The organism is Brevibacterium permense, from assembly GCF_013280495.1.
GTDB classification, from domain to species: domain Bacteria; phylum Actinomycetota; class Actinomycetes; order Actinomycetales; family Brevibacteriaceae; genus Brevibacterium; species Brevibacterium permense.
The window spans coordinates 1-11,584 of the sequence record NZ_JABSSX010000013.1 but is presented as its reverse complement, the minus strand read 5'-3'; the positions used below and the strand labels follow the sequence as shown (position 1 = coordinate 11,584).

Genomic DNA, 11,584 nt, shown 5'->3' with positions numbered 1-11,584 from the left:
ACCGGTCCAGGATTAGGTCTCGGGACCGGGATCGGCGGCAGTCTCCGGCGCGACTGTCACCGCTTCGGGAGGACGCGGTGGCAGGTGCCGATACAGGCTGGTACGGGTAATCCCGGTTTTGGCCACGATCTCGGCGATAGTGTGTCCGGTCGTGCGCAGGTGCTCGGCGTAGGCCAGTTTGTCCGGATCCACCACTGATGGCCGTCCGATGCGTCGGCCCTTCGCGGTCGCTACCGCTCGAGCGTGGGCGGCACGCTCCAGGGTGTATGTGCGTTCCATCTGTCCGAACAACGCCAGTAGCACGACCGATAGCTGCGCCATCGGATCATCCGGGTTCGACGAGTCCACTCTGATCGGGTCGGCGAGGTTGCGCACACCGATGTTGCGTTCGGAGAGGTCATGAATCAGGTTCAGAGTATCGCGCACCGTTCGCCCAAGCCGATCGAGAGTGTGGACGACGATGACGTCACCGTCGCGGGCATATTCCATGACTGCACGCAGCCCGGGGCGGTCGACCGTGGACCCGGACTTTTTGTCCACATAGATCCGTTCGGCCGCGATTCCGGTCTGGGTCAGAGCATCGATCTGTCGATCCAAGTCTTGTTTGACCGTCGAAACCCGCGCGTACCCCAATTCCATGCGCCCAGCGTACCAATCTTCGTGTCTGTACGGAATGTATGGGACGTTGTTCTGGGCCTTACTTATGGGATGGAAAATCAGGTTCTGGCCCGATCGATGAGGTTGCTCGTCTTCGGTGTCCCACTACCAAGGAACTGGGACGACCGGAAAGTGGGCAAGGATTGACGGTGGTTCAGCCACCACTGTATAGTTCACTAAGTGCTGACTATTACTTCTCGCTTAGACGTGATGAACCGGTTGGGCCGGGCGATGGCCGACCCAACCAGGTCACGACTTATCCTGACGCTGCTAGATCGACCGGCCTACCCGGCAGAATTAGCCAGCGATCTGGAGCTGACCCGCTCGAACGTATCCAACCATTTGGCATGCTTGCGCGACTGCGGCATCGTGGTCGCCGAGCCCGAGGGGCGCAAGACGCGCTATAAGATCGCCGATCCGCACCTGGCGCGGGCGCTCACCGCACTGGTCGACGTCACTCTCGCGGTGGACGAGAACGCCCCGTGCATTGATCCCGCCTGCTCGGTTCCCGGATGCGGTATAGCAAAGGTGGGCACGTGATCCTGACCTCGGCCCTACAGGCGATCGGCCTGTTCATCGCCACGAATATTGACGACATCATCGTGCTCTCCCTGTTCTTCGCCCGCGGCGCCGGGCAGCGCGGAACCACCGCACGAATTCTTGCCGGCCAGTACCTGGGGTTCGTGGGCATCCTGGGTGCGGCCGTGCTCGTCTCCTTGGGGGCCGGAGTATTCCTGCCTCCAGCGGTCATCCCGTACTTCGGCCTCATCCCCCTGGGGCTGGGGCTGTGGGCTGCCTGGCAGGCCTGGTGCGGAGGCGATGACGATGACGCCGAGATCGAAGGCAAGAACGTCGCAGTCTGGACTGTGGCCGGGGTCACGTTCGCCAACGGCGGAGACAACATCGGCGTCTACGTCCCGGTCTTCCTCAACGTGGGCCCGGCCGGGGTGGTGGCCTACTGCATCGTGTTCCTCGCGCTGGTCGCGGTGCTGGTAATGCTGGCCAAGTTCGTCGCCACCCGCCCACCGATCGCCGAAGTCCTTGAACGCTGGGAACACATCCTGTTCCCCATTGTCCTCATCGGCCTCGGTATCTTCATCCTGATCAGCGGCGGAGCATTCGGACTCTGAGGGCCCCGTCACCCGCTCACACGGATGTAACTGGTTCGCCACTAAAGCGCAAACGACGTAGCCGACAATTACCGACGCGAGAACCACGCCACTTACCGCTGCGACTCACAACCGTCGACGGCGGCTGGTCGTGACCACTCTACGCCTCATGTCCCGAAAATGGGACCGCAGACGGGAATTCGGCACAGATCAATCGGGACACACATTTCGGCACAGGGACGGGCGGCGCGATCCGCCCGTCCCGTTGTCAGATTCAAAAGGCGGCTGCACGCTTTTCAGATGTCGACTGCATGCACTTCCCTAGGGCCAGCTTCAGGCAGCTACCGCGTTCCGCTCACATTCTGGCAGTAACCTTGCCGGATGCGGGGTCTCAAACCCGAGCCGATTGGGCTGAGATCTCAAACTTCCCACAGTGCCACCGACGAGAATGCAATTGTGCGAGCGGCTGCCTCCGCGGCACTAGCGAGCCGGGTGGCTCAATCGCATCAGCGCTCTACATTGACGGTTATCGATACGCTAATTAGGCTCTATATCGATAGTTCTCAAATCAGGGAGGATGACTATGAATTGCTGGGAGCATGCGGCCAGCGAGCAAATCATGGCGAGGGCAGTCGCGGTGTGTGTCCATTGCGGTGTCGGCCTGTGTCTAGAACACGCAACGATCTGCGAAGAAGTGCGAATTCATCGAAATGGTACCGGCGCCCCCTCGAGGCTGCTGCCGGACGGGCGGGAGATCTGTTGCTCAACCTGTCACGCGGCATTTTCTGAAGCAGTCCCCGCACATGAGGCGCTCCCTCGGTAAGCATTGGCGCTGAAGATGAGCCAGGTGATCGCGGGGAGTGAGCGCTGCCCGGTGCCATGCATTGGCAAAGGGTATGAGAGTTAGTGGACGACCTAGCGGTTGCGCTCTATATTGATATAGGTCAATATAGAAGCATGTCGATTCAAGAGTTAGTGATTGTCGGGTCTGGCCCTGCCGGCTACACCGCTGCTGTTTACGCAGCCCGGGCCGGTTTGTCGCCGGTGGTTCTCGCTGGTTCCGTCACCGCTGGCGGATCACTGATGACCACGACCGAAGTAGAGAACTTCCCTGGCTTCATCGATGGAGTCCAGGGCCCAGAACTGATGGAGGCAATGCGTGCGCAGGCCGAACGGTTCGGTGCACGCATCATCTTTGATGACGCCATCCGTCTCGATCTGACTGGGGAGGTCAAGCCCGTTGAAACCGGCCTGGGTGAAACATTCCACGCCCGCGCGGTCATCCTTGCTACAGGATCGGCCTACCGCAAGCTCAGTCTGCCCGAAGAGGATCGATTGACCGGCCACGGCCTGTCCTGGTGCGCAACTTGCGACGGCTTCTTCTTCCGAGAGCAAGAGATCGCTGTCATCGGCGGTGGTGACTCTGCCATGGCAGAGGCGTTGTTTCTGACTCGTTTCGCCTCCAAAGTGACAATCGTGCATCGGCGCGAAGAGTTTCGCGCTTCGAAGGTCATGGCCGACCGAGTCCTGGCCGACGAGAAGATCGAGGTCGCTTGGAACAGCGAGGTCTCCGAGATTATCGGTCAATCCCACGTCGAGGGGCTGCGACTGCGCGATACCGTATCCGGGGCCGAGCGGACCCTGCCGGTGTCGGGGGTATTTGTAGCGATTGGCCATGATCCGCGCTCAGAGCTCCTGACCGGACAGGTCGCCCTCAACCCCGATGGATACGTCCAGGTCACCCACCCGTCGACAGCCACGAACCAAGACGGAGTGTTTGCCGCCGGTGATCTCGTCGATAGCCGGTACCGGCAAGCGATCACTGCGGCTGGCACAGGGTGCTCGGCAGCCATAGATGCCCAACACTTCCTCTCCACCGCGCCCACAACACCCACCGCATCTCACACCGAAATACTGATGGAGGTCCCCGCATGAGTACGACGACAGTCACAGACGCCACATTCACCACCGAGGTCATCGATTCCGATATACCCGTGGTCGTCGACATCTGGGCGACTTGGTGTGGACCGTGCAAACAGATCGCACCGATACTCGACCAGCTCTCCGACGAATACGAAGGACGAGTCAAGGTCGTCAAGATCGATGCCGATACCAATCCCGAAGCGGTCACAGCAGCCGGAGTGACATCTATTCCCACGCTCGGCTTCTACCGTGACGGCCAACGACAAGACGTTCTCATCGGCGCGCACCCGCGCCCAGATATCGTGACCAAGATCGAGGAGCTGCTGGTATGACGAGAGACACCACCACACAGCAGGCGGCCCCTGCGCGCCTGTCGACGCTGGATAAGTGGCTGCCGGCCTGGATCGGTTTGGCCATGATCGCAGGTCTCCTTCTTGGTCGGTTGATTCCGGGGGTCTCTGAGCTGCTTTCGCATTTGGAAATCGGCGGCATCTCAGTACCCATCGCCCTCGGCTTGCTGGTCATGATGTACCCCGTCCTCGCCAAAGTCCGTTATGACAAGGTCGCCGCCGTCACCGGCGATAAGAAGCTGCTGATCTCATCTTTGGTGCTCAATTGGCTTGCCGGGCCCGCAGTGATGTTCGCTCTGGCCTGGGTGTTCCTGCCAGACTTACCCGAATATCGCACGGGGTTGATCATCGTTGGTCTGGCCCGCTGTATTGCCATGGTCGTGATCTGGAACGACCTCGCCTGCGGTGACCGAGAAGCAACCGCCGTGCTGGTCGCGATCAACTCAGTCTTCCAGGTCGTCATGTTCTCAGTCCTCGGCTGGTTCTACCTCACTGTCCTGCCCACTTGGTTGGGTCTTGATACTCAGGGCCTGGAAGTGTCCATGGGCCAGATCGCTCTCAACGTGCTCGTCTTCCTCGGCGTCCCGCTAATCGCCGGATTCGCCTCCCGGTGGATCGGCGAGAAACGTCGCGGCCGTCAGTGGTACGAGGAGAAGTTCATTCCCCGTGTGGGCCCGTGGGCGCTCTACGGTCTGCTGTTCACGATCGTTTTACTCTTTGCACTCCAGGGCGAGCAGATCACCAGTCAACCGTTGGACGTCGTTCGAATCGCGTTGCCATTGCTGGTCTACTTCTCGCTGATGTGGTTTGCCGGGCTCCTGCTCGGCAAGAGCCTCGGTCTTGGCTACGCCCGCTCCACAACATTGGCTTTCACCGCGGCTGGCAATAACTTCGAACTCGCGATTGCCGTCGCCATCGGTACCTTCGGTGCCACCAGCGGGCAGGCACTGGCTGGGGTCGTTGGCCCTCTCATCGAGGTGCCTGTCCTGGTCGGCCTCGTCTATGTCTCGCTCTGGGCCGCGAAGGCATGGTTCCGCACTGACCCCTACGCTGTGGAGGCGAGATCGTCATGACTGAAGCCACTATGATCCCCACTGACGATGAAACGTGTGCCCCAGATCCGTCCCACGCCATTGCTGTCGACGTCGCGACGACGCTTGCCGGAACACTCAAAGCACTCGCTGACCCTCTGCGGTTACGGATGCTCTCAGCGATCAGCACCGACCCTCGTGGGGAATCATGTGTCTGCGATCTTGCAGAGCTTGCCGACGTTTCCCAGCCCACTGTCTCTCATCACTTGAAAGTGCTGAAGGCAGTGGGGTTGCTCGAGTCTCAACGTCGCGGCACCTGGGTCTGGTATTCCATCGCTGCCGGTCGCCAGGCCGCTGTGAGCGCTCTACTGGAAGGTTTCGCCCCTGCCGTCATCGCACCAAACCCGCAGCCTGAGGCGCCAGTGGCTGTCAGTGCCTTCGACGTGGAGGCCCACATCAACCGTTTGATCACAGACCTGTCGGCAACGTCAGCTGGTGTGTCGCCAGAAATTGTCACCGGCATCGTCCGCGATTCGTACACGGCGCTGGCTCGATCGGCGAAAATCACTCGGTACCTCGTCCCCTTGACCGAGCGCTTCGCAAAGCAACGCTTGGCTGACATCACCCGGGACACAGCCAGCGCGCCTCCGCAGGTGCTCTTCATCTGTGTCGCCAACGCCGGCCGATCCCAACTCGCCGCGGCCCTAACACGCCAACTCTCAGGAGGCCGCGTAATCGCCCGATCCGCTGGTTCGACTCCGGCGGCTGGTCTCAACTCGAATGTCGCCGAACTCATCCGCGATATTGACGGGGAGAGTGTCGAGGAGTTGTTCCCGAAGCCACTGACCGATGACGCGATCCGTGCGGCCGATGTCGTGATCACGATGGGTTGTGGCGATGTCTGCCCCATCGTGCCCGGCCTCCGGTACGAGGATTGGTCAGTCGCTGATCCGGCATTGGCTTCCCCCGAGGGCGTGGCACTCATCCGCGACGACCTTGCTGACCGCGTCCAGGCCCTTCTTGATTCCCTCACCAACTGATTGAAAGAGAGACCACCCCTATGGCTGACCAGAAACCCTCTGTCTTGTTCGTGTGCGTCCACAATGCTGGCCGTTCGCAGATGGCTGCCGGCTATCTGCGCCATTTTGCGGGCGACCGCATCGAAGTCCGCTCGGCTGGATCGGTCCCGGCAGAGCACATCAATCCGATCGCTGTCGAGGCGATGGGCGAAGACGGCATCGATATCACCGGCGAGCAGCCGAAGGTGCTGACGAACGAGGCTGTGCAGGACTCAGACGTGGTTATCACCATGGGCTGTGGCGACGCATGCCCCTTCTTCCCGGGAAAGCGCTACGAGGACTGGGAACTCGATGACCCGGCAGGCCAGGGCATCGAAGCCGTTCGCCCGATCCGCGACGAGATCAAGACCCGCATTCAGGCGCTTGTGACCGACTTACTCGGTCAAGAGTGAGTGCACCGCGTGACTGATGTCGTGGTCATCGGTGGTGGGCAGGCAGGTCTCGCCGCTGGATACTTTCTTCGCAGGACGGGTCTCGAGTTCGTCATCCTCGACGACCACACCCACCCCGGAGGAGCCTGGCAGCACGGGTGGCAGTCGTTGCGTCTGTTTTCACCGGCCGGTTACAGTCCGTTGCCGGGCTGGCCGATGCCTGCGCAGAGGGGCGAGTCGTTTCCGACAGCGGGCCATGTGCTGGACTATCTGACTCGATACGAACACCGCTATGACCTGCCCGTTCACCGACCGGTCCACGTCAGCAATGTCTACCAAGACGGGGGACAACTGTTCGTCGATACTGATACCGGCCCCTTGAAGACCACGGCGGTCATCAGCGCCACCGGAACATGGCAACGCCCCTATGTCCCTCACTATCCGGGCTGTGAGGATTTCACGGGACGACAGCTGCACACTGTTGATTACGATTCGCCCGAGGACTTCACCGATCAGCGGGTCGTCATCGTCGGCGGTGGGAACTCCGCCGCGCAGATCGTCGCGGAAGTCTCGACCGTGGCGCAGACACTGTGGGTGACGCAGCGCCGACCACGGTTCATGCCTGATGACGTCGATGGACGAGTCCTCTTCGATGCTGCCACCGCCCGCGAGGCGGCACAGCGGGCCGGTCGCGACCACGATGGTGTGTCGGGCCTCGGCGATATCGTCATGGTCCCGCCCGTGCGGGCTGCACGCGATCGTGGTGACCTGAACGCTTCGCCGATGTTCGAGCGATTGACCTCGGCTGGGGTCTCGTGGGCCGACGGTAGTGAGTACAGCTGTGATGCCATCATCTGGTGCACCGGCTTCAAACCACACCTCAACCATCTCAATGGGCTCGAATTGACCTGGAAGAACGGGCATCCAGTCACAGTGGGCACTCGAAGCATCGATGCTTCTGGATTGCACCTGTTGGGGTATGGCGACTGGACAGGGTTTGCCTCCGCGACCATCATCGGTGCCGCCCGCACAGCGAAGTCTGCTGTCGCGGACGTGAACGAATACGTGCGAAGCACTCAAGCACAGTAGCTACCGCGATACCAATACGGATCGAGTACTACCGCGGCTGGCAACACCGTGGACGAGAGAACCCTGGAACCTGGCATCAGGATCGAGTCGTCAGCCCGACAGCACCAATGAGCAATACCGCCATCACCATTGCCATAGCAGGATATCCGCCCAGCAGACCTGCTAAAGCGGGTCCGGCCACAGGGGCAAAGGCACCGACGAACGTCATTGGTGCGGTGAAGACTGCGTTGATCGTCCCGAAGTTCTTCGTCCCCCATCTGTCCGAGACCGCTGTGGCCTGAAGCAGCGTGTGACAGCCCCGCACAGCACCGGCAAGGACCGCAACCACGATCAGCAACCACGCTGGCCCCGGCACGAGAGCCAGCGTCAACAGGCTCACTGCACCAATAGCAAAGATGGTGACCGTGCGTGTGCGTGCCGAGGTCGCTCGTGCGAACTGGGGGTATCCGATTCGACCGACAACCTGCCCGGCCCCAATGAGTCCGAGGGCCACAGCGGCGAGTGAATAGTCCATGCCGCGTTGAAGAAACAGCGGAATGATGTTGATCGTGACCGCGAACAACGTGAACGTGGCCATGGCCATGGCGATTTGCAAGATGATGAACTTCGGTGTGCGAGTCACCTGCCTCACCTCGGCCTTGGATACCGCTGCAGACTGCGATCCAGCATCATCAGACCAGCGCCCATTAAGAAAAAGCGCATGCAATGGCACTGTGATTGCAGCCAGGATACCGGCCATCACCACGTAGCCGCCGCGCCAACCGAGACCATCGATGAGGGCGACCACCAAGGGCGCGAACACCGTCGATGCTAGTCCTCCAACCAGCGTCAGCGTCGTCAACGGTCCGACTCGATCGGTCCCATACCACCGGGTGATGACAGCAAATGCTGGAGGATAGAGAACCGCGGACTGGGCAAATCCGGCAATGATCCACGCGGTGAAAAACACGGGAAGCGACGGCGACCACGCCACTAGCAGCAACGCCACGACACCGATGACTGAACCCGCTGTCATGACTGTTCGCGGGCCGTTGGCATCGAGGATGCGCCCGACTCGAATACCTGCCACAGCTGAGACGATGAGACCAGCCGAGAGAGCAGCAGTGATCGCTGTGGGGCTCCACCCTGTGTCCTGGGAGATCGGCGTTACCGCGACTGGAAGCGAATAGTACAGTAACCCCCAGCTGGTGATCTGCGCGGCAGACAGCGCGGCAAGACCACCTCGCGGTCGCCCAGTCACCGGATTGGTCACGCGGGAGAGAGGAAAGCAGCCAGCTTTTCCAAAGTACTCGCCTTGATCGAATAGTACGACCAAACGCCGCGCTTTTCGCGGTCGAGTACTCCGGCATCGACAAGGATCTTCAAGTGATGGGACACGGTTGGCTGGCCCAACCCGACGGGTTCGGTGAGGTCACATACGCACGCCTCATTGCTCACGTTCGCCGCCACCAGCGACACCAGCCGTAGTCGGGTCGGATCTGCCACAGCCTTGAGGAGCCGAGCAAATTCCACCGCGTCGTCCTGGCCCAAAGGTCTCATCGTCAGCGACGGGCAGCACGAGCGCGACACTGCGGCCGGGAGAGTCTGTTCAATCATCACATCTCCATTATGCCAAGACATTGACATTTGTCAATACGTGGTGCTTGAATACATATCGACACACATCGATGTTTGACGGTGGGAGTTTGAGACTTCGTGGATACGGTCTCCGCGGAAGAGTGGTTACTCGCCCGGTTTTCATCGATCAATTTGCCACTGCTAAGAAGGAGATTCATTATGCCTGAGAACTCGACCCTCGCTGATCTTCCGGTCGTCGTCATCGGCACTGGCCCCGTTGGCTTAGCTGCTGCCGCCCATCTGGTCACGCGTGGGATGAAACCACTGGTCTTCGAAGCCGGCGCTACACCGGCAGCAGCCGTCAGCGAATGGGGCCATATCGGGCTGTTCTCCCCATGGAAGTACAACATTGATCACGCCGCTCGCACTCTCCTCGAAGGCACTGACTGGCAAGAACCCGACAGTGACTATCTGCCGACCGGAACTGAACTCGTCAACGACTACCTCGCCCCCTTGGCCGCGACTCCACAGCTGCGCGAGGCAATCCGCACACAGACCCGCGTCATCGCGGTGAGCCGTCTTGGTATGGACCGGACACGCACACCAGATCGCGATGCCACGGCTTTCCTCGTCCGCACCCAGAGCGCCGACGGAGTGATCGAAGATCATCACGCCCGCGCCGTCATCGATGCTTCCGGCACATGGGCAACCCCGAACCCTCTCGGCCAAGCAGGCCTTCCCGCCATCGGTGAGACCGCGGCAAGGGAAGCCGGACTGGTCACCTCGCCACTGCCCGACGTCCTTGGACGAGACCGGGACGAGTTCGCTGGCCGCCACGTCCTCGTCGTCGGTGCCGGGCACTCGGCCGCAAATACGCTGCTGGCCCTGGGCGAACTCAACGAAGCAGAACCGACCACACGTATCAGCTGGGCAATTCGCGGAGCCGACCCCGCCAGCGTCTACGGTGGCGGCGACCAGGACGGGCTCCCGGCTCGTGGGGCACTGGGCACCCGTCTGCGCCACCTCGTCGAGACCGGACGCATTGACGTCCACACGTCAGTGACCATTACGGAGCTCAACACCACGGATGGACTCACCGTCTCAGGGACCACACCCGACGGGCCAGTCTCACTCAACGTCGACCGCGTCGTCCCGACCACCGGATTCCGGCCAAACCTCGACTTCTTGCGCGAGATCCGCCTCGAACTCGATCCGGTCGTTGAAGCACCGACAAAGCTGGGGCCGCTCATTGATCCCGAATATCACAGCTGTGGAACCGTCCCGCCCCACGGAGCCAACCTGCTGGCGCATCCGGAGAAGGACTTCTATATCGCGGGCATGAAGTCCTACGGTCGCGCGCCCACATTCCTCATGTTCACCGGATACGAGCAGATCCGCTCCATCGTCGCAGCCCTGGCAGGCGACCAGGCCAGCGCAGACAGAGTCGAGCTGGTTCTACCCGAAACCGGCGTATGTTCAGCCGACATCGGGTCCTCCTGTGACGCACCTGTTGCCGATACTGTCGAGGCTGATTCGTGCTGCGGTGCGCCCGCTGAGCCGGTCTCGATTGGCATCCCCACCGGCTTGGAGCACGGACGCAGTGCATACCAGGAGACACGATGACAACTCCACCACGCGTCCTCTTCGTCTGTGTGAAAAACGGCGGAAAGTCCCAAATGGCCGCGGGGCTCATGAGCGATCTCGCCGGTGACACGATCGATGTGGTCTCTGCTGGCACACAGCCCGGCACATCACTGAACCAACTCTCGGTGCAGTCGTTGGACGAGCTGGGCATCGATATCAGTCACGGCACTCCAAAGCCTGTCAACGACGCTGAGCTCGAAGCGGCCGATATCGTCATCACTTTGGGACGTGAAGCGACCGTGGAGGTGCCTGCGGGCACAGAATTGGAGAACTGGGATACCGACGAGCCGTCTGAGCGAGGAATCGAGGGCATCGAACGCATGCGCCTCGTGCGCGACGACATCCGCAGGCGTGTCGAGAAGCTTCATTCGCGCCTGATGTCATGAGTGACCTTCATGTTCGAGGGATGGTCGGCTCTGACTGGTCCGAGGTCAAGGACGTGTACCGCACTGGAATCGAGACCGGCCACGCCACCTTCGAGTCTGCTCCACCAGCCGCCTGGGAGGACTTTGGTGCAACCAGGCGGCTGGATCTGTGTCGAGTCGCCGTGGATGCCGATGGGAAAATTCTAGGATGGGTGGGCGCTGGGCCGGTATCGTCTCGCGAGGTCTATAGAGGCGTCGTCGAACACTCGATCTACGTGCACCCCGATGTGTGAGCTTCAGCGATGAATGGCGGTTGTTTTACAGACTGAGATGGCGGCTCAAGTCGAGAAGGATTAATAGGCGAGTCTCTTCCGGTCCATATCGTGGTCGTCGAGACTACCTAGAGCGG

General features: G+C 61.0%; 14 protein-coding genes. 11 read left to right on the top strand and 3 right to left on the bottom strand.

Annotated elements, in window-relative coordinates:
* Positions 1-12: 12 nt before the first annotated feature.
* Complete coding sequence (locus HK353_RS14250) at positions 13-639, bottom strand: recombinase family protein (protein WP_009883804.1); 627 nt, start codon at positions 637-639, stop codon at positions 13-15.
* A gap of 198 nt (positions 640-837) precedes the next feature.
* Between HK353_RS14250 and cmtR the strand changes: the two genes are divergently transcribed.
* The 9 genes from cmtR to HK353_RS14205 all read left to right on the top strand — a co-directional run bounded on the left by cmtR (position 838) and on the right by HK353_RS14205 (position 7,609).
* Complete coding sequence (gene cmtR / locus HK353_RS14245; RefSeq protein ID WP_062862470.1) at positions 838-1,197, top strand: Cd(II)/Pb(II)-sensing metalloregulatory transcriptional regulator CmtR; 360 nt, start codon at positions 838-840, stop codon at positions 1,195-1,197.
* On the top strand, positions 1,194-1,787 hold the full coding sequence (locus HK353_RS14240; protein WP_062862469.1) for a cadmium resistance transporter: 594 nt from the start codon (positions 1,194-1,196) through the stop codon (positions 1,785-1,787). The genes cmtR and HK353_RS14240 overlap by 4 nt, the downstream gene beginning before the upstream one ends.
* A gap of 556 nt (positions 1,788-2,343) precedes the next feature.
* Entirely contained in the window at positions 2,344-2,589 is a 246-nt protein-coding gene (locus HK353_RS17620) for a DUF2180 family protein (protein ID WP_407645359.1), read from the top strand.
* 134 nt (positions 2,590-2,723) lie between these two features.
* On the top strand, positions 2,724-3,701 hold the full coding sequence (trxB, locus tag HK353_RS14230; protein WP_173157170.1) for a thioredoxin-disulfide reductase: 978 nt from the start codon (positions 2,724-2,726) through the stop codon (positions 3,699-3,701).
* Positions 3,698-4,021, top strand: coding sequence for a thioredoxin (gene trxA, locus HK353_RS14225; protein WP_173157168.1), 324 nt, complete (start codon positions 3,698-3,700; stop codon positions 4,019-4,021). The genes trxB and trxA overlap by 4 nt, the downstream gene beginning before the upstream one ends.
* Positions 4,018-5,112, top strand: coding sequence for an ACR3 family arsenite efflux transporter (arsB, locus tag HK353_RS14220; RefSeq protein WP_173157166.1), 1,095 nt, complete (start codon positions 4,018-4,020; stop codon positions 5,110-5,112). The genes trxA and arsB overlap by 4 nt, the downstream gene beginning before the upstream one ends.
* On the top strand, positions 5,109-6,110 hold the full coding sequence (locus HK353_RS14215) for a metalloregulator ArsR/SmtB family transcription factor (protein WP_173157163.1): 1,002 nt from the start codon (positions 5,109-5,111) through the stop codon (positions 6,108-6,110). Before arsB ends, HK353_RS14215 begins: the two co-directional genes overlap by 4 nt.
* 20 nt (positions 6,111-6,130) lie before the next feature.
* Entirely contained in the window at positions 6,131-6,541 is a 411-nt protein-coding gene (locus HK353_RS14210; protein ID WP_173157161.1) for an arsenate reductase ArsC, read from the top strand.
* A gap of 9 nt (positions 6,542-6,550) precedes the next feature.
* Positions 6,551-7,609, top strand: coding sequence for an ArsO family NAD(P)H-dependent flavin-containing monooxygenase (locus HK353_RS14205; RefSeq protein WP_342589943.1), 1,059 nt, complete (start codon positions 6,551-6,553; stop codon positions 7,607-7,609).
* 76 nt (positions 7,610-7,685) lie between these two features.
* On the opposite strand, the gene HK353_RS14200 is transcribed toward HK353_RS14205, so the two are convergent.
* Positions 7,686-8,849, bottom strand: coding sequence for an MFS transporter (locus tag HK353_RS14200; protein WP_173157258.1), 1,164 nt, complete (start codon positions 8,847-8,849; stop codon positions 7,686-7,688).
* Positions 8,850-8,857: 8 nt separating this feature from the next.
* A complete protein-coding gene (locus tag HK353_RS14195) occupies positions 8,858-9,205 on the bottom strand; it encodes an ArsR/SmtB family transcription factor (protein ID WP_166826416.1) in 348 nt (115 codons plus the stop codon).
* Between the two features lie 180 nt (positions 9,206-9,385).
* On the opposite strand from HK353_RS14195, the gene HK353_RS14190 reads away from it, so the two are divergent.
* Positions 9,386-10,789, top strand: coding sequence for an NAD(P)-binding domain-containing protein (locus HK353_RS14190; protein ID WP_166826411.1), 1,404 nt, complete (start codon positions 9,386-9,388; stop codon positions 10,787-10,789).
* Entirely contained in the window at positions 10,786-11,196 is a 411-nt protein-coding gene (locus HK353_RS14185; protein ID WP_101621217.1) for an arsenate-mycothiol transferase ArsC, read from the top strand. The genes HK353_RS14190 and HK353_RS14185 overlap by 4 nt, the downstream gene beginning before the upstream one ends.
* Positions 11,197-11,584 lie beyond the last annotated feature (388 nt).

What these genes read in the sequence shown, in the direction of transcription:
- HK353_RS14185 (WP_101621217.1), top strand. Translation starts at nt 10,786, where the DNA reads ATGACAACTCCACCACGCGTCCTCTTCGTCTGTGTGAAAAACGGCGGA.
- arsB (WP_173157166.1), top strand. Translation starts at nt 4,018, where the DNA reads ATGACGAGAGACACCACCACACAGCAGGCGGCCCCTGCGCGCCTGTCG.
- HK353_RS14210 (WP_173157161.1), top strand. Translation starts at nt 6,131, where the DNA reads ATGGCTGACCAGAAACCCTCTGTCTTGTTCGTGTGCGTCCACAATGCT.
- HK353_RS14250 (WP_009883804.1), bottom strand. Translation starts at nt 639, where the DNA reads ATGGAATTGGGGTACGCGCGGGTTTCGACGGTCAAACAAGACTTGGAT.
- trxA (WP_173157168.1), top strand. Translation starts at nt 3,698, where the DNA reads ATGAGTACGACGACAGTCACAGACGCCACATTCACCACCGAGGTCATC.
- HK353_RS14190 (WP_166826411.1), top strand. Translation starts at nt 9,386, where the DNA reads ATGCCTGAGAACTCGACCCTCGCTGATCTTCCGGTCGTCGTCATCGGC.
- trxB (WP_173157170.1), top strand. Translation starts at nt 2,724, where the DNA reads ATGTCGATTCAAGAGTTAGTGATTGTCGGGTCTGGCCCTGCCGGCTAC.
- HK353_RS14195 (WP_166826416.1), bottom strand. Translation starts at nt 9,205, where the DNA reads ATGATTGAACAGACTCTCCCGGCCGCAGTGTCGCGCTCGTGCTGCCCG.
- HK353_RS14215 (WP_173157163.1), top strand. Translation starts at nt 5,109, where the DNA reads ATGACTGAAGCCACTATGATCCCCACTGACGATGAAACGTGTGCCCCA.
- HK353_RS17620 (WP_407645359.1), top strand. Translation starts at nt 2,344, where the DNA reads ATGACTATGAATTGCTGGGAGCATGCGGCCAGCGAGCAAATCATGGCG.